Origin of the sequence: Yonghaparkia sp. Soil809, assembly GCF_001429705.1 — a bacterium.
GTDB lineage: Bacteria > Actinomycetota > Actinomycetes > Actinomycetales > Microbacteriaceae > Microcella.
On the sequence record NZ_LMSV01000001.1, the window covers coordinates 1,032,175 to 1,048,529 of the forward strand.

At 72.1% G+C, this 16,355-nt stretch carries 19 protein-coding genes and 1 tRNA gene; 12 read left to right on the forward strand and 8 right to left on the reverse strand.

The features are described from left to right. Nucleotides 1-146 precede the first annotated feature (146 nt). Nucleotides 147-419, forward strand: a complete 273-nt coding sequence (locus tag ASG83_RS05035) for an HU family DNA-binding protein (RefSeq protein WP_055857765.1) — start codon at nt 147-149, stop codon at nt 417-419. Between the two features lie 205 nt (nt 420-624). Then, nucleotides 625-2,604 (forward strand): cytochrome c oxidase assembly protein, encoded by a 1,980-nt coding sequence (locus ASG83_RS05040; protein ID WP_055859331.1) that lies wholly within the window; start codon nt 625-627, stop codon nt 2,602-2,604. Here the strand turns inward: ASG83_RS05040 and ASG83_RS05045 are convergent. Further along, nucleotides 2,601-3,575: a hypothetical protein gene (locus ASG83_RS05045; protein WP_055857767.1), complete on the reverse strand. Its 975-nt coding sequence runs from the start codon at nt 3,573-3,575 to the stop codon at nt 2,601-2,603. The two genes, ASG83_RS05040 and ASG83_RS05045, sit on opposite strands and share 4 nt — an antisense overlap. 57 nt (nt 3,576-3,632) lie before the next feature. Between ASG83_RS05045 and ASG83_RS05050 the strand changes: the two genes are divergently transcribed. Beyond that, nucleotides 3,633-4,958, forward strand: a complete 1,326-nt coding sequence (locus ASG83_RS05050) for an ATP-dependent RecD-like DNA helicase (RefSeq protein WP_055857769.1) — start codon at nt 3,633-3,635, stop codon at nt 4,956-4,958. A gap of 40 nt (nt 4,959-4,998) precedes the next feature. Here the strand turns inward: ASG83_RS05050 and ASG83_RS05055 are convergent, their stop codons facing one another. Further along, entirely contained in the window at nt 4,999-5,655 is a 657-nt protein-coding gene (locus ASG83_RS05055) for a hypothetical protein (RefSeq protein ID WP_055857771.1), read from the reverse strand. Nucleotides 5,656-5,706: 51 nt separating this feature from the next. After that, complete coding sequence (locus ASG83_RS05060) at nt 5,707-6,150, reverse strand: DUF4383 domain-containing protein (protein WP_055857774.1); 444 nt, start codon at nt 6,148-6,150, stop codon at nt 5,707-5,709. Between the two features lie 69 nt (nt 6,151-6,219). On the opposite strand from ASG83_RS05060, the gene ASG83_RS05065 reads away from it, so the two are divergent. After that, the gene (locus ASG83_RS05065) at nt 6,220-6,582 is read left to right on the forward strand and encodes a VOC family protein (protein ID WP_055857775.1); all 363 of its coding nucleotides are present in this window, start codon (nt 6,220-6,222) and stop codon (nt 6,580-6,582) included. 39 nt (nt 6,583-6,621) lie between these two features. Here the strand turns inward: ASG83_RS05065 and ASG83_RS05070 are convergent, their stop codons facing one another. Further along, nucleotides 6,622-7,011 carry a pyridoxamine 5'-phosphate oxidase family protein gene (locus ASG83_RS05070; protein WP_055857777.1) on the reverse strand — a complete coding sequence of 130 codons (390 nt, stop codon included), beginning with the start codon at nt 7,009-7,011 and terminating at the stop codon, nt 6,622-6,624. Nucleotides 7,012-7,087: 76 nt separating this feature from the next. Then, nucleotides 7,088-7,158: transfer RNA gene (locus tag ASG83_RS05075), tRNA-Gly, on the reverse strand. Nucleotides 7,159-7,222: 64 nt separating this feature from the next. Here ASG83_RS05075 and dcd point away from each other — a divergent pair. Continuing rightward, the gene (dcd, locus tag ASG83_RS05080) at nt 7,223-7,819 is read left to right on the forward strand and encodes a dCTP deaminase (RefSeq protein WP_055857779.1); all 597 of its coding nucleotides are present in this window, start codon (nt 7,223-7,225) and stop codon (nt 7,817-7,819) included. Between the two features lie 49 nt (nt 7,820-7,868). Here dcd and ASG83_RS05085 read toward each other — a convergent pair whose 3' ends face one another. Continuing rightward, nucleotides 7,869-8,240 (reverse strand): response regulator transcription factor, encoded by a 372-nt coding sequence (locus ASG83_RS05085; protein WP_156710957.1) that lies wholly within the window; start codon nt 8,238-8,240, stop codon nt 7,869-7,871. An 86-nt stretch (nt 8,241-8,326) separates the two neighbouring features. Here ASG83_RS05085 and ASG83_RS05090 point away from each other — a divergent pair, with 86 nt between their 5' ends. After that, nucleotides 8,327-10,381, forward strand: coding sequence for an ATP-binding protein (locus ASG83_RS05090; protein ID WP_055857782.1), 2,055 nt, complete (start codon nt 8,327-8,329; stop codon nt 10,379-10,381). A gap of 16 nt (nt 10,382-10,397) precedes the next feature. Here the strand turns inward: ASG83_RS05090 and idi are convergent, their stop codons facing one another. Beyond that, a complete protein-coding gene (gene idi, locus ASG83_RS05095; protein WP_055857784.1) occupies nt 10,398-10,934 on the reverse strand; it encodes an isopentenyl-diphosphate Delta-isomerase in 537 nt (178 codons plus the stop codon). A 21-nt stretch (nt 10,935-10,955) separates the two neighbouring features. Between idi and ASG83_RS05100 the strand changes: the two genes are divergently transcribed. From ASG83_RS05100 to ASG83_RS05125, 6 genes are read left to right on the forward strand one after another with little or no spacing between them, the layout of a single operon-like run. Beyond that, nucleotides 10,956-12,026: a polyprenyl synthetase family protein gene (locus tag ASG83_RS05100; protein WP_235451365.1), complete on the forward strand. Its 1,071-nt coding sequence runs from the start codon at nt 10,956-10,958 to the stop codon at nt 12,024-12,026. Beyond that, nucleotides 12,023-12,919, forward strand: coding sequence for a squalene/phytoene synthase family protein (locus tag ASG83_RS12875; protein WP_055857786.1), 897 nt, complete (start codon nt 12,023-12,025; stop codon nt 12,917-12,919). Before ASG83_RS05100 ends, ASG83_RS12875 begins: the two co-directional genes overlap by 4 nt. Next, nucleotides 12,916-14,490 carry a phytoene desaturase family protein gene (gene crtI, locus ASG83_RS12880; RefSeq protein WP_055857788.1) on the forward strand — a complete coding sequence of 525 codons (1,575 nt, stop codon included), beginning with the start codon at nt 12,916-12,918 and terminating at the stop codon, nt 14,488-14,490. Before ASG83_RS12875 ends, crtI begins: the two co-directional genes overlap by 4 nt. Further along, nucleotides 14,487-14,849, forward strand: coding sequence for a lycopene cyclase domain-containing protein (locus tag ASG83_RS05115; RefSeq protein ID WP_369813313.1), 363 nt, complete (start codon nt 14,487-14,489; stop codon nt 14,847-14,849). Before crtI ends, ASG83_RS05115 begins: the two co-directional genes overlap by 4 nt. After that, the gene (locus ASG83_RS05120) at nt 14,846-15,163 is read left to right on the forward strand and encodes a lycopene cyclase domain-containing protein (RefSeq protein ID WP_055857790.1); all 318 of its coding nucleotides are present in this window, start codon (nt 14,846-14,848) and stop codon (nt 15,161-15,163) included. The genes ASG83_RS05115 and ASG83_RS05120 overlap by 4 nt, the downstream gene beginning before the upstream one ends. Continuing rightward, nucleotides 15,160-16,023: a prenyltransferase gene (locus tag ASG83_RS05125; protein WP_055857792.1), complete on the forward strand. Its 864-nt coding sequence runs from the start codon at nt 15,160-15,162 to the stop codon at nt 16,021-16,023. The genes ASG83_RS05120 and ASG83_RS05125 overlap by 4 nt, the downstream gene beginning before the upstream one ends. Here ASG83_RS05125 and ASG83_RS05130 read toward each other — a convergent pair. Then, nucleotides 15,986-16,309, reverse strand: coding sequence for a hypothetical protein (locus ASG83_RS05130; protein ID WP_055857794.1), 324 nt, complete (start codon nt 16,307-16,309; stop codon nt 15,986-15,988). The genes ASG83_RS05125 and ASG83_RS05130 overlap by 38 nt on opposite strands. Between the last annotated feature and the right edge of the window lie 46 nt (nt 16,310-16,355).

Sequence of the window (16,355 nt, forward strand, 5' to 3'; positions counted from 1 at the left end):
CGAAACGTCGAAAACGACGACGAATCAGCGCCCCGAGCCGCGAATGAGCCCGGAAACTCGCGGGACTGGTGCTAGTTTCGAGGCGGTTCGCGGCCATCCCCTGGTCACGGATCGTTCCACCGAACTTGACGTCCGAGGAGGACACCATGAACCGTTCCGAGCTCGTCGCCGCCGTGGCCGCTGAGTCGGGCCTGAGCCAGGCCGACGTCAACCGTGTCGTCGACGGCCTGTTCTCGGTCCTGTCCGACGCCGTGGGCAAGGGCACCAAGGTCTCGATCCCGGGCTGGATCTCGGTCGAGCGCACCGCTCGCGCCGCCCGCCAGGGCCGCAACCCCCAGACCGGCGAGACGATCCAGATCGCCGCGTCGAACGGCGTGAAGATCAGCGCCGGCAGCAAGCTGAAGGCTGCCGCCAAGTAGGTCCGACCGCACAGGTCTCCGACGACGGGGGCGATCCGCACGGGTCGCCCCCGTCGTCGCGTTCGCGGGCGGGCTGCGGCCTGCCGCCCCCGCGCACCGCCGCATCAGGATGCTCGCCTACCCTTATGGCGTGACCTCGACCCGCACGGCGCCCGCACCGCGCCCGTCGGCTCGCGCCGCGACGGCCGGCTCCCCCTGGGGCGCTCTGGGCCTGGGCGCCCTGCTGACGACCGCGGTGCTGACCCTCGTCGTCGCCCTCGCGCTCGGCGGCGGCGCCGATGCTCCGCTCGTCGCCGACCCGGGGCCCGTCGTCCGGTACGGACTCCCCGTCGCCAAGCTCGTCCTCACTCTCTCCGCCGCCGCCACGATCGGCGGCCTGCTGCTCGCCCTCATCGCGCTCGCGCCCGGCCGACCCGAGCATCACCGCGCGCTCGACATCGCCGCCGGCGCGGCGGGGCTCTGGACCCTCGCCTCCGCGGTCGCGGGCTTCCTCACCTTCCTCAGCGTCTTCCTCGAGCCGATCGCGCTCGACGAGCGCTTCGGCCGCCTGCTCGCGACGTTCTTCGGCGAGACCGACATCGGCCGCGCCTGGCTGTGGACGACCGTCATGGCCGCGACCGTCACCGTGCTGTGCTTCGCCGCCCGCTCGCAGGGCGTGCTCGCGCTCGTCGGCGTGCTCGCCGTCGCGACGCTGTGGCCGGTCGCCCAGCAGGGTCACGCGGGCGGCACCGCCGACCACGACGCCGCCGTCACCGCTGTCTACCTGCACTCGGTCTTCGCCGCCGTGTGGGTCGGCGGGCTCCTGGTGCTCGTCCTCCTCCGTCGCGAGCTCGGCGACCGGCTGCCGGTCGTGCTCGCGCGGTACTCGACCCTCGCCCTGATCGCGTTCATCGTCGTCGCCGTCTCCGGGCTCGTGAGCGCGCAGCTGCGCGTCGGCGGGATCGACGGACTTGCGAGCGCCTACGGCGCCATCCTCATCGCGAAGGTCGTGGCGCTCGTCGCGCTCGGCTGCTTCGGGGCGGCGTACCGGCGCGTTCTCATCGGACGCGTCGTGCGCGAGCAGGCGCCCCGGGCATCCTTCTGGACGGTCGTGGTCGTCGAACTCGCCGTCATGGGCGTCGCGAGCGGCCTCGCGACGGCCCTCGCGCGGACCCCCTCGCCGGTGCCCGAGGTGCCGGTCGACCAGCTCGCCGACCCCTCGCCCGCCGAGTGGCTGACGGGCGCGCCGCTGCCGCCGCCGTTCGAGCCGTGGCGCGTGCTCACCGAGTGGGATCTCAACCTCCTGTGGGCGCTGCTCGCCGCGTTCGGCACGTTCTTCTACCTCGCCGGCGTGATCCGCATGCACCGCCGCGGCGACCACTGGCCCGCGCACCGCTCGATCCTGTGGGTGACCGGGATGGTCGCCCTGGTCGTCGTCACCAGCAGCGGCCTCGCGGTGTACGAGCGCTACCTGTTCAGCGTGCACATGCTCGGGCACATGATGCTCAGCATGGGGATCCCCGTGCTCCTCGTGCTCGCGGCGCCCGTGACGCTCGCGGCGCGCGCGATCCACGTCCGGAAGGACGGCTCGAGCGGGCCGCGCGAGTGGATCCTCGCGATCGTGCACTCGCGCTTCGCGTCGATCGTCGGCCACCCGATCGTCGCGTCGGTGATCTTCGCGGTGTCGCTGCTCGTCTTCTACTACTCGCCGCTGTTCTCGTGGGCGGTCAGCGACCACCTCGGCCACCAGTGGATGATCCTGCACTTCCTGCTGAGCGGCTACTTCTTCGTCAACGCGCTCATCGGCGTCGACCCCGCGCCGTACCGCCCGCCGTACCCGGTGCGGCTGATGATCCTGCTCGCGACGATGGCCTTCCACGCCTTCTTCGGGCTCTCGCTCATCACCGGCACGAGCCTGCTGCTGCCGGAGTGGTTCGGCGCGATGGGCCGCGAGTGGGGCGCGACGCCGCTGGCGGACCAGATCCGCGGCGGCGAGATCGCGTGGAGCGTCGGCGAGATCCCGACCCTCGCCCTCGCCATCCTCGTCGCCGTCATGTGGAGCCGCGACGACTCGCGCGAGTCGAAGCGGCGCGACCGGCAGGCCGACCGCGACGACGACGCCGAGCTCAAGGCGTACAACGCGATGCTCGCCCAGCGCGCCGCGCGCGACGGGCTCCGTCAGCCCGCCCGCGACGAATCCCGCTAGCCCGTCTCGTCCTCCGGCGGAGCGATCGTGATCGTGAGCCCCTCGTCGTCGATCGCGACCGCCCCGCGGACGACGGCGACGACCGCCTCGTCGCGCTCCTCGATCACCCCGTCGATGAGCCGCTGGACGCGCAGTGCGACCCTCACGGTCACCCCGCCCTCGATCGTCCACTCCCCCGCGCTCGCGCCCGGCACGAGCGACACGACCGGGGGCACGCTCACGCGCCACTGCGGAGGCTCGACGAGCCGGTCGGGGACGGCGATGCCGAACGGGCAGCCGGCCGGCTGCAGCACGCGCTGCGCGACGCAGTCGGCGAGGAACGCCTCCACCTCCCGATCGACGGCGCGCCGCAGCCGCGGCGAGGGCGCGGCCTCCACGACGAGGGTGTCGGCGGCGGATGCCGTGCCGAAGCGCGCGCGCACCGTCGCGCCGTCGAGGTACGGGCTCGCGATCCCGGCCTCGAGTCGTGCCGGGATGAAGCCGACGACCCGCACGGCGCCCCCCGTGCGCTCGGCCGAGCGCGGCATCCCGTTGACGACGAGCTCGTCGTGCCGGTCCGCCACGACGGCGAGCTCGGCGAGGGGCGGCTCGCTCAGCACCCACCGCGTGAACGGCCCGAACGGCGCGGGCTCGAGCTCGAAGCGCACCGCGGCGACATCGACGCCGCGCTCACCGAAGCGCGCTGAGACGATGCGCGTGCCCGTCGCCAGGTCGACGACGTCGACGATCTCGGCGACGTCGGCGGGGCCGGAGTCGCCGAGAGGCATGCCGCCGAGCCGGTCGAGGTCGGCCGCGTCGAGCCCGGCGAGGGCGGCGGCCGTGGCGAGGTCGTCGGAGGCGAGCGCGGCGAGGTAGTCGCGGACGACGCGCTCCGGGCTCGTCGCGTCGGCGACCGCGGCCGCGATCGAGAGCCCGGCGACCGCGACGGAGGCGGCGATGATCCCTCCCCAGAGCATCCCCCGCCGCGCCATGCGCATCAGCCTAGGTGCGGGCGGGGCGCGCGCCCCGGGCGCAGTACCCTGGCTGGCATGCCCGATCGACCCGACGGCGGCCTCGCCGCAGAGCAGCGGGCGGTGCTCGAGCTCATCGAGTCGACGCGCGACCACGTGTTCGTCACGGGGCGCGCGGGCACGGGCAAGTCGACGCTGCTGCAGGCGTTCCTCGCCGCGACCGATCGCACCGTCATCGTGTGCGCGCCGACGGGCGTGGCGGCGCTCACCGTCGGCGGGCAGACGATCCACTCGCTGTTCCGGCTGCCGATCGGGCTCATCGCCGACCAGGAGCTCGAGAACCCGCCGCAGCTCGCGCGCCTCCTCGGCGAGGTCGACACCGTCGTCATCGACGAGATCTCGATGGTCAGCGCCGATCTCATGGACGCGATCGATCGCCGCCTGCGCCAGTCGCGCCGCCGGCCGCACGAGCCTTTCGGCGGCGCGCAGGTGGTCCTCTTCGGCGACCCGTACCAGCTCGCCCCGGTGCCGGGCCGCGACGAGGGCGAGCGCGCCTACTACGCCGACCACTACCGCTCGATGTGGTTCTTCGACGCGAAGGTGTGGCGCGAGGCCGACCTGCGCATCGTCGAGCTGCAGACCATCCACCGCCAGCAGGACGAGGCGTTCCGCGCGATGCTCTCGGCCGTCCGCCACGGGGAGGTCACGCCGGAGATCGGGCGCGCCCTCAACGAGGCCGGCGCGCGCCCCGCCCCGACGGAGGGCATCCTGACCCTCGCGACGACGAACGCGACCGTCACCCGCATCAACACGGATGCCCTGCGCCGGCTCCCCGGAGCCCCGAAGACGGCGCGCGCCGACATCGCGGGCGAGTTCGGCGGGCGAGGCGGCTACCCCGCCGACGAGACGCTCGAGCTGAAGATCGGCGCGCAGGTGATGTTCCTGCGCAACGACACCGGCGGCGACGGCACCCCGCGCTGGGTCAACGGCACGCTCGGCACCGTCGAGCGCATCGGCAGGACCGTGTGGGTCGACGTCGAGGGCGAGAGCTTCGAGGTGCTGCCGGCGGTGTGGGAGAAGTACCGGTACACCTACTCGGCGGCGACGAAGCGCGTCACGCGCGATGTCGTGGCGGAGTTCACGCAGTTCCCGCTGCGGCTGGCGTGGGCGGTGACGATCCACAAGTCGCAGGGCTCGACCTACGATCAGGCGATCGTCGATCTCGGGCCGCGGGCGTTCGCTCCCGGTCAGGCGTACGTGGCGCTGTCGCGCATCCGATCGATCGAGGGCCTCTATCTGACGCGCGGGCTGCGGCCGAGCGACGTGATCGTCGACGAGGACGTGCGACGGTTCATGGCCGACGTCGAGCCGGTCATCGGGCGGGCGGTCGAGAAGGCCGTCTGAGTCGCCGACCGACCCCGCCGGCGGGGCGCGGCCGGAGGGGTCAGGGCGTGTGGCCGGCGTGACCCTCGTGCCCGACCGGGACGGCGAAGCGCGGCGCGTCGTCCTCCGCCTCGGCCGCTGCGGCCCCCTGGCCGGCACGCTCGCCGTCCGCCTCGGTGGCGGTCCGGCCCGTGAGCGACGCGACGGGACCACCTGGCACGACATCGGGTCGGGCCGACGCGACGGCGGGAGCCGAGACGAGACCGGTGACGAGCGCCGCGGCGACGAGGACCGCCGCCTGACGGGCGGGGCGGCCGGGGCGGCCGGGGCCGACGGGCTGCTCGGTGCGAGCATCCGTCGCCCGGAGTCGACGCGCCGCGCTCGCGGCGACGAGCGCACCGGCGAAGGCGAGGAGGGCGGCTCCGAGCAGGGTCGGCTGCAGGAGGGCGCCAGTCAGATCGGGGCGCTCGAGCGCGCTCGCGATCGTCAGGGCGCCGGTGGGCACGACGACGGGGAGCACGAGGAGCGCCGCGAGTGCCCCCGGATGGTCGGCGAGAGCGCCGCGGGCGACGGCGGCGGCGCCGGTGGCCTCCGCGAGGCCGAGGGTGCCGAGCAGGATGGCGACGGCGGATGCCGGGCCGGTCGCGGCGACGGCGAGATGCACGACGCTCGCGCCGAGCAGAGCGAGCGCGGCGAGAGCGCGGTGCGTCTGGGTCATGCCCATCATTCGGCGCGGGGTTCTCGGCGGATGGCCGCCTTCAGCAGCGTCTCAGGCAGCGGGGGCGGCGCCCGAGCCGCTCTCGACGGCTCCCCCGGCGGCGCGGTCGGCGCCGAGGCTCGCGGGAAGCAGCAGCGCGGCCGAGGCGAAGAGCACGAGCACGTCGCTCGGGGTGAGGGCGAGCACGTTGGCGGGGGTCCCGATCAGGTAGAGGCCGGCGACGCCGAACACCAGCAGGAACGTACCCATGATCGCGTTGACGCGCCGCGCCGCGGCGAGCGAGCGCAGACCCGCGACGATCAGCACGCCTCCGATGGCCATCGACACGACCGAGTGCAGCGGGTTCGCGGTGAAGTAGGCGATGACGAGCACGCCGGCGGGGTCGAGCGGGGGAGTTCCGAACGACACGACGAATCCGACCGCCCCGAGCAGCAGGTGGGCCGCGCCGAGCCCGACGGCGAAGGCGCGGTTCGCGGTGAGGTCGGCGAGGTGCACGCGACCACGCTACCCGGCGCGCACTGCGGGCGTCGGGGGTACGCTCGCCGTCACCGGAGGGAGATCACCATGACCGACCGCGCCAACCCCGCCCTGCCCGCTCGCGATCTCGCCGCGACGGCCGAGTTCTACGGCCGCTTCGGCTTTCACGCGGTGCACCACGACGAGTCGTGGCTGCGCGTGCGCCGCGGCCGCATCGAGCTCGAGTTCTTCCCCCACGCCGACCTCGACCCGACGGCGAGCGCGCACCAGTGCGTCATCCGCGTCGGCGAGCTGGATGCGCTTCATGCGGCGATGGCCGCGGCGGGGGTCCCCCAGTCGACCACGGGCATCCCCCGCCTGACGCCCATCGCGATGCAGGCGTGGGGTCGGCGCGCGGCGTTCCTCGTCGACCTCGACGGCTCGCAGCTCGCCCTCGTCGAGGAGCGCTGAGGAGAACGCGGGCGCGGACGCGAGTGCGGACGCGGGCGCTCAGCCGCGGCCGGCGCGCATGCCGCTCGAGCCGAGCACGCGCTCGACCGTGAGCTCGAGCACCGCGCGCTCGGGGTTCGGGCGCGGCTGGCGGTAGCGCGCGGCGTACAGCTCGACGGCGCGGGCGACCGATTCCGCATCGGTGAGCACCCGCACGGGCCCCTCGAAGCTGATCCAGCGCGCGCCGTCGACGCTGCTGACGGATGCCCGGCCCGACCGCCGCGCATTGACGAACTTCTGCGACCCCCGGCTGCCGATCACGCGCACGACGCCGTCGAGGTACGTGAAGCCGACCGGCACCGCGTGCGTGCGCGCGTCACGGTCCACCGTCGCGAGCGTTCCGAGGTGGCGCTCGGTCACGAACGCGAGCCCAGCATCCGTCAGCTGCATCTGTCTCCGATCAGGGGCGGGACTCGCGGAACGATGCGTTCGCCGCAGGAGCGGCGGCGAAGCAGAGGAAGCGGAGAGGGGATGACGGGAATCGAACCCGCGCTATCAGCTTGGGAAGCTGAAGTTCTGCCATTGAACTACATCCCCGGTCGCACGCCCGAAGGGTGCTGCTCCAGTGTAGCGAACCTCGCCGCGTCGATAGGCTGACCGCATGCTGCTGAGCGATCGCGACATCCGTGCCGAACTCGAGTCGGGCCGCATCGGCCTCGACCCGCTCGACCTGGCGATGGTGCAGCCGTCGAGCGTCGACGTGCGCATCGACTCGTTCTTCCGGCTGTTCGACAACCACAAGTACCCCTACATCGACCCCGCCGAGGAGCAGCCCGAGCTCACCCGCCTGGTCGAGGCGAAGGCCGACGAGCCGTTCATCCTGCACCCGGGCGAGTTCGTGCTCGGCGCCACCTACGAGCAGGTGAGCCTGCCCGACGACATCGCCGCGCGCCTCGAGGGCAAGAGCTCGCTCGGTCGACTCGGCCTGCTGACCCACTCGACGGCGGGCTTCATCGACCCGGGCTTCAGCGGTCACGTGACTCTCGAGCTCAGCAACGTCGCGACGCTGCCGATCAAGCTGTGGCCGGGCATGAAGATCGGCCAGTTGTGCTTCTTCCGCCTCAGCTCGCCCGCCGAGAACCCGTACGGGACGGGCGCCTACCTCAACCGCTACCAGGGCCAGCGCGGCCCGACCGCCTCGCGGTCGTTCCAGAACTTCCACCGCACGGTCATCGCGCGCTCCGACTCCGCCGACTGATCGTCGCCAGGGGGCGGATGCTCGGCTCGCGCCGCTCAGAGCCCTCGATCTACGCGGCGGCCTCGAGCAGTATGGCGATCCGCTCGACGAGCTCGCGCGAGCTGAACGGCTTCACGATGTAGTCGTTCGCCCCGGCCGCGAAGGCGCGGTCGACGTCGTTCTGCTGCGAGCGCGCGGTGAGCATGAGCACCTTGATGCGGCCGCCGACCTCGTCAGCGCGCAGCCGCTCGAGCACCTCGATGCCGTCGAGCTTGGGCATCATCCAGTCGAGGATGATCAGGTCCGGGTTCTCGGCGAGGGCGAGCTCGAGGCCGCGCTCGCCGTCGCTCGCGCTCTGGACGTCGTGGCCCGCACCGCGCACTCGATTCTCGAGCAGCAGCAGAACGTCGGGCTCATCTTCGACGATCAGGATTCGCGACACGATTCCCCTCTCCGGTGTTCAGACTCTAGTCTCACGAGTGACACGGATTCGACCTTTCGGGCGCCGCGTCGCGAGAGGAGCACCCCATGGGTCAAGCGGGCATCGCGACCCAGCTCTGGTACGCCACCCCGGGCATCCGGCGCGCCGGGATCACGGCGCTCGTCGTGATGACGGGCATCATCGGCTGGCTGAGCGTGGCGACCCGCGTCGAGGGCTCGCCGATCGCGCCGTGGTGGCCGGCGGCGGGTGTCGCCGCGATCGCGGTGCTCGCCTCGCGCGGCTCGCGACTGGTGGTGACCGCGGGCATCTTCGTGGCCGCCCTCGCCGCGAACGCCCTCCTCGGCCGCGAGTTCGGCCTGACCGTCGGGTACGCCGTCGCCAACGCGGCCGAGGCCTACGTCGTCGCGCAGTTCGCCTCGCGCGGCGGCCCGGAGGCCCGACTCGACAGCCTGCGCGACGTCAGCCGCTTCATCATCGCCGTCGTGCTCGGGGCCCTCGTCATGGGCCTGCTCGGCGGGCTGACCGCGGCGCTCGCCGTCGGCGCCGACTTCCTGAGCTCGGCCTTCGCGCTCGTGTCGTCGCACGGCTCCGCGATGCTCGTCGTCGCTCCCGTCGCCCTCGTCAGCAGACGCCTCGCGCGCGGCGTCCGCCGCCTCGAGGTCGTCGTGCAGCTGACGGTGCTCGTCGTCATCGTCGCGCTCGTCTTCTGGCCGGGCAACACCCTCCCGCTCGCCTTCGTCCCGCTCGTCGCGCTCCTCTGGGCGGCGTTCCGGCTGCCGATCACGGTGGTCGCCGTCGAGCTCCTCGTCGTCGCCGTGCTCGCGACGACTCTCGCCGGCATGGGCGGCGGCGCGATCGGCCAGTACACCGACTCCGACCCGCGCATCGCGGCCGTGCTCCTGCAGCTCTTCCTCGTCGTCCACGCGTGCGCCGCGCTCTTCGTCTCCGCGGCCCGCAACGACTGGGCCAATGTCGTCACGCAGCTCGGCGCGCGGGAGGCGCTCCTGCGCGGCGGCATCGTGAACTCGGAGACGGGCATCCTCATCGCCGAGATCCTCGACGGCGACCGCCTCCGCGTCGTCGGCGTCAACCCGACCGCCCTGGTCGCGCTCGGCCGCGAGACCATGCCGCCGACGTGGGGGGTGGTCGGTCTGCGCATCTCGCGGGGGCAGCCCGTGTTCGGCGTGGCGGAGCTCGACGACGCCATCCGGCGCCGTGAGATCGCCCGACTCGAGCTCGAGCGTGAGGGCCGCCGCTTCGACGTCGACCTCGGCCTGCACGACGGCGTGGGCGGTGCGACGGTCATGACGATCGTCTTCACCGACGTCACCACGCGCGGCGAGCGCGAGCGCCGTGCGATCCAGGCCGCGGAGCAGATGCGCGACCTCAACCGGCAGAAGGACGACTTCATCGCCTCGGTGAGCCACGAGCTGCGCACTCCCGTCACGAGCATCCTCGGCTTCGTCGAGGATCTCGACGGTGCCGACCTGAAGCCCGCCGAGCGCGTCGCGACCGATGTCATCGCCCGCAATGCGCGACGACTCGCCGACGTCATCGAGGACGTCCTCGAGCTCGGGAAGCTCAGCTCGTCGGCGGCGGTGTCGCGGCCCACGGTCTCGTTCGACGTCATCGCTGTGACCCGCCACTGCGCGCAGGACGCGGAGGGCCTCGCCGTCGGGCGGGCGGTCAGCATGCGCGTCGAGTCCCCGGTCGATGCCCTCCCGATCCGCTCCGTGCCGCAGGACCTCACGCGCGTGCTGGCGAACCTCCTGTCGAACGCGGTGAAGTTCACTCCCGACGGGGGAGAGGTCGAGGTGCGCGTCGATCCGAGCGCGGACGGGGTCGTCATCTCGATCGCCGATCACGGACCGGGCATCCCGCCCGCCGTGCTCGATCAGGTCTGGGAGCGCTTCTACCGCGTCTCCGACGCCGAGCACCGTGACGTCCCCGGGACGGGTCTCGGCCTGCCGATCGTGCGCGCGCTCGTCGAGCAGCGGCTGGGCGGCCGCGTCGAGCTCGAATCCGACGGCGCCTCGGGCACGACCGCGCGCGTTCACCTCCCGTGGGACCGCGATGCGGCGACGGCGGAGGCCTCTCCTGCGATCGACGAGGACGACGCCGTGAGCGCCGGCCACGCCTGACGCGCGGCGCGGGCCGCTACGGCGCCCTGTAGTCGCCCTGCCACGCGGCGAGCTGCCACCCGAGCCACGGGCTGTAGGCGAAGGGGGTCGCCGTCACAGCCGAGCGCAGGGCCTCCGGCTCGACCCACGCCCATTCGGCGACCTCGTCGTCGGCCGGCGCGGGGTCACCCTCGGCGATCGCGGTGAACACGGGGCAGATCTCGTTCTCGACGATGCCCGAGGCGTCGACGGCGCGGTACCGGAAGTCGGGCAGCGCGCTGCGCACCGAGTGCACTCGCAGTCCGAGCTCGCGCTCGGCGCGGCGCGCGATCGCCTCGACGAAGTCCTCATCGGGCGCGGGGTGACCGCAGAAGCTGTTCGTCCACACGCCCGGCCAGGTCGCCTTACCGAGGGCCCGGCGGGTCACGAGAACCCACCCCCGCTCATCGAACACGTGGCACGAGAAGGCCAGGTGCAGCGGGGTGTCGTCGGTGTGGACGGTCGCCTTGGGGGCGGTGCCGACGGGCGTGCCGTCCTCGGCGAGGAGGACGACGTTCTCGGGGATTCCGGTCATGGGTGCCGCTAGTCTGCTGAGGTGGATCGACACGACAGGGTGGCGGTGGCCGCGGAGCGCGGCGCCCTGGTCGACGCTGTTCTGGAGCGCTTCTTCAGCCTATCCAAGAAGCGCGCGACGCCCCTGGGCGCCCCGTACGAGCACCTCTGGGGTCTGCTCGAGCGCAACACGCAGGGCGGCAAGCGCTTCCGCCCGCGCATGGTCATGGCCGCCTACGCCGGCCTCGGCGGCGACGACATGGATGCCGCGGCGTACATCGGCGCGAGCTTCGAGCTGCTGCACACCGCGCTCATCGTGCACGACGACGTGATCGATCGCGACTTCGTGAGGCGGGGCATCCCGAACATCTCGGGCTCGTACCGCGACCACGCCGTCGACCGCGGCGCGAGCGTCGAGATCGCCGAGCATCGCGGGGTCTCCGCCGCCGTCATCGCCGGGGACCTCGCCCTCTTCAACTCCTACCGGCTCATCGACAAGAGCGGCGTGACGGGCGAGATGCGCGACCGCCTCCTCGACATCCTCGACGAGGCGATGTTCGCGAGCGCCGCGGGCGAGCTCATCGACGTCGACCTCTCGATGGCGACGACGACCCCTCTCGTCGACGACATCCTCACGATGGAGCGCCTCAAGACCGCCGTCTACTCCTTCGAGACGCCGCTCCAGGCCGGCGCCGTGCTCGCGGGGGCCGGGGAGGAGACCGTCGCGACGCTCGGCGAGTTCGGGCGCGAGATCGGCATCGCCTACCAGATCGTCGACGACGTCCTGGGCGTCTTCGGCGAGGAGGAGGCGACGGGAAAGACGACGATCGGCGACCTCCGCGAGGGCAAGCGCACCGTCATGATCGCCTTCGCGTGCTCGACTCCGGAGTGGGCGCGGCTGCGCGAGCTCATCGGCGACCCCGACCTCACGCACGCGCAGGCCATCGAGGCGCGCCTGCTCCTCGTCCAGTGCGGGGCCAAGGCCTTCGCCGAGGACCTCGCCCGCGGTTACGCGCAGCGCGCCCTGACGCGTCTGGCCGAGCCGCACATCCCCGCCGCCCTCCGCGACGAGCTCCACCCCGTCGCCGAGACCGTCCTGAACAGGGTGAGATGACGCGCTTGAACCTGTACGACCGCACGGCCGACGAGGTCGCGGGGGTCGTGATCCGCCGCTACTCGACGTCGTTCGGCCTGGCCTCCCGCCTGCTGGGGCCGGGCAGCCGCCAGCACGTCGAGAACATCTACGCCCTCGTGCGCGTCGCCGACGAGATCGTCGACGGCGGCGTCGCCGAGGCGGGCCTCGATCAGGCCGCGGCCGGGCGCTACCTCGACGAGCTCGAGGCCGACACGAACCAGGCCATGGAGCACGGCTACAGCTCCAACCTCGTCGTGCACGCCTTCGCGCGCACCGCGCGGGAGGTCGGCTTCGGCCGCGAGCTCACCGAGCCGTTCTTCCACTCGATGCGCATGGACCTCACCGACACCGAGCACGACCAGGCGAGCTTCGACCTCTACGTCTACGGCTCGGCGGAGGTCGTCGGGCTCATGTGCCTCCGAGCCTTCATGCAGGAAGCCCCGGTGAGCGGCGACCAGAATGACCGCATGGTGCGCGGCGCCCGAGCCCTGGGCGCGGCGTTCCAGAAGGTCAATTTCCTCCGCGACCTCTCGGCCGACTTCGAGACCCTCGGTCGCAGCTACTTCCCGGGGGTCCGCGTTGACTCGTTCACGGAAGAGGAGAAGCACCGCTTGCTCGACGACATCGACGACGATCTGCGGATGTCCGCCGCCGTCCTCCCGGACCTCCCGGCGTCCAGCCGGCGGGCCGTCGCCCTCGCCCAGGGCCTCTTCGCCGAGCTCGCCGCACGGCTGCGCCGCACGCCCGCGAACGAGCTCGTGCGCACCCGAGTGCGCGTGCCCGACCCCGTCAAGCTCCGCATCGCCGCGAGCGTTCTCGCCGGTCGCCTGCCCCAGCCCGCCCCCGCCCGCGCCTCGGCGGTGACCGCGTGAGTCGCGTCGTCGTCATCGGGGGCGGCATCGCGGGTCTCGCGAGCGCGGCCCTCCTCGCCCGCGAGGGCCACGAGGTCACGCTCGTCGAGAAGCGCGACGCCACGGGCGGCCGCGCCGGCTCGTGGGAGTCCGACGGCTTCCGCTTCGACACCGGCCCCAGCTGGTACCTCATGCCCGAGGTATTCGACCACTTCTTCAGGCTCCTCGGCACGAGCGCCGCCGAGCAGCTCGAGCTCGTGCAGCTCGACCCCGGGTACCGCGTCATCACGCAGGGCCACGACGAGTGGACGGACGTCGCGGCGACGCGCGAGGAGAACGTCGCGCTGTTCGAGTCGATCGAGAAGGGCGCGGGCGTCGAGCTCGAGCGCTACCTCGACTCCGCGTACGACACGTATGAGATGGCCAAGCGCCGGTTCCTCTACACGAGCTTCGAGTCGTTCGGCCCGCTGCTGACGACCGACGTGCTCAAGCGCGCGCCGAAGCTCGTGAAGATGCTCCTGCAGAACCTCGACACGTACGTCGCCAACCGCTTCGACGACCTGCGCCTGCGCCAGGTGCTCGGCTACCCGGCCGTCTTCCTCGGCTCCTCGCCCTTCGACACCCCGTCGATGTACCACCTCATGAGCCACCTCGACCTCGCCGACGGCGTGCTCTACCCGATGGGCGGCTTCACGACGCTCATCGAGCGCATCCACGCGGTCGCCGAGCAGCACGGCGTGATGATCCGCACGAGCGCGCCCGCCGGTCGCATCCTCGTCGACGAGGCCTCGAGCGCCGCGCGCGGCGTCGAGCTCGAGTCGGGCGAGGTGATCGACGCCGACATCGTCGTCTCGGCCGCCGACCTGCACCACACCGAGACCCAGCTGCTGCCCGAGCGCTTCCAGTCGTACCCCGAGGAGTACTGGAGCGACCGCAACCCCGGCCCGAGCGCCCTGCTCATGTATCTCGGCGTGAAGGGCGAGCTGCCGAACCTCGAGCACCACACGCTGCTGTTCGCGGCCGACTGGCGCGAGAACTTCGAGGCGATCTTCGGCGAGAACTCGCGCCTGCCCGACCCGGCCTCGCTGTACATCTGCAAGCCGAGCGGCGTCGACCCCTCCGTCGCCCCCGAGGGTCACGAGAACCTCTTCGTGCTCGTCCCCGCCCCCGCCGACCTGTCGCTCGGCCGCGGCGAGGTCGACGGCGACGGCGACACCCCGCTCGAGGTCTACGCCGACCGCATCATCGCCCAGATCGCCGAGTGGACGAAGACCCCCGACCTCGCCGACCGCATCGTCCTCCGCCGCACGTACGGCCCCGGTGACTTCCACGCCGACCTCAACGCCTGGCGCGGCAGCATGCTCGGCCCGGCGCACACGCTCAAGCAGAGCGCGTTCTTCCGCACCGGCAACGTGTCGAAGAAGGTGCGCGGCCTCTACTACGCGGGCGCGTCCACGATTCCGGGCATCGGTCTGCCGATGTGCCTCATCAGCGCCGAGGTGCTCATCAAGCGCCTGCGCGGCGACACCTCGACGGGTCCGCTCCCCGAGCCCCTCGAGGCGAGCAGGCCGGCGGCGGCGCCCGCGGCGTGATCGGCCTCAGCTACCTCGCCGCGCTCGCGATCGCGATCACGGGCATGGTGATGCTCGATCGCCGATTCCGCCTGTTCTTCTGGCGCGACTGGCGCCGGGCATCCGTCGTGCTGCCGCTGGGGGTGGCGTTCTTCCTCGTCTGGGACGTCTTCGGCATCGCGCTCGGCATCTTCTTCCGCGGGCAGACCGAGTTCATGACGGGGCTGCTGATCGGGCCCGAGCTGCCGATCGAGGAGGTCGTCTTCCTCACCCTGCTGAGCTATCTCACGATGAACTCCTACGCGGCGGCGGGCGACCTGCTCGACGCGCGGAGCCGGCGCCGGGCATCCGTCGCCGCCGACGGACGGGGCGCGGGATGACCTACACCCTCCTCAACATCGTCTTCCTGGGGGTCGTCGTCCTCGTCGCGGTCGCGGCCGTCGTCGCCCGTCGATCGCCGCGCTGGCGGGCGATCGGGCTCGCCGCCGTGCTCCTGCTCACGATGACGGCGGTCTTCGACAACGTCATCATCGGCACGGGCCTCGTCGCGTACGACGACAGCCTCATCAGCGGCCTGCGCATCGGCCTCGCCCCGATCGAGGACTTCGCGTACACGGTCGCCGCCCTCGTCCTGCTGCCCGCGGTGTGGGAGCTCCTCGCCCGCCGCCGCCCGCGGCAGGATGAGCGCTCGTGAGGACCATCGGCCAGCTGCTCGTCAGCTCGCGCCCCCTGAGCTGGATCAACACGGCTTTCCCGTTCGGAGCCGCGTACCTGATCACGGCGGGGCGGCTCGACCTCGCGTTCTGGGTGGGCACGATCTTCTTCCTGATCCCGTACAACCTCGCGATGTACGGCATCAACGACGTCTTCGACTACGAGAGCGATCTGCGGAACCCCCGTAAGGGCGGCGTCGAGGGGGCGCTGCTCGACCCGCGCATCCACCGCACGACGCTCGTCGCAGCGGGTCTCTCGTGCCTGCCGTTCCTGGTGGTCCTCATCGCGCTCGGCGGGCCGCTGTCGTGGTTCGTCCTCGCGATCAGCATGTTCGCCGTCGTCGCGTACTCGGCGAAGGGGCTGCGCTTCAAGGAGAAGCCCTTCCTCGACTCGCTCACCTCGAGCACCCACTTCGTGAGCCCCGCCGTCTACGGCCTCGTGCTCGCCGGGGCGACCTTCACCCCGCAGCTCTGGCTGATCCTCGCGGCGTTCTTCCTCTGGGGCATCGCGAGTCACGCATTCGGAGCGGTGCAGGACGTCATCGCCGATCGCGAGGGCGGCATCTCGTCGATCGCGACCGTGATCGGCGCGCGCGCGACCGTGCGGTTCGCCGTCGCGAGCTACGTGCTCGCGGGTTTGCTGCTCCTCGGCACCGACTGGCCCGGGCCGCTCGCGGCGCTCGCCGCGGTGCCCTACGCCGTGAGCACCGCGCAGTGGTGGAACGTGCGCGACGAGGACGCCGAGAGCGCCAACCGGGGGTGGAAGCGGTTCCTCTGGCTGAACTTCCTGGCCGGAGCCCTCGTCACGATCCTGCTGATCGTCTGGGTACTGGGCCGCTGAATCTGCTCGTCGGTGCTACCGTCAGCGACTTGTGGCAACGGAGCCCCCACCGCGCGCGCGCCTGATCCAGGTCGGTCCCTGCAGGGACCTCGATCTCTTCGAGCCGGCAGGGAACCTCCGCCGCGATCCAGAGCAGGTCGATACCCTCGACGTGCCGCAGGGGAACCAGCTCTCCTTCCCCCGCCTCGATGAGGGCGCGCATGCGTCGGTGGAAGATCAGGGCCATCTCCGTCTCGGCGATGTACCTGTTCCCGAAGTAGTGAACGACGTATCCGATGGCCCCCATAGTGAGGCACAGGCTAGGGGCCGAAGGGCAAAGATTCGAGGGAAAC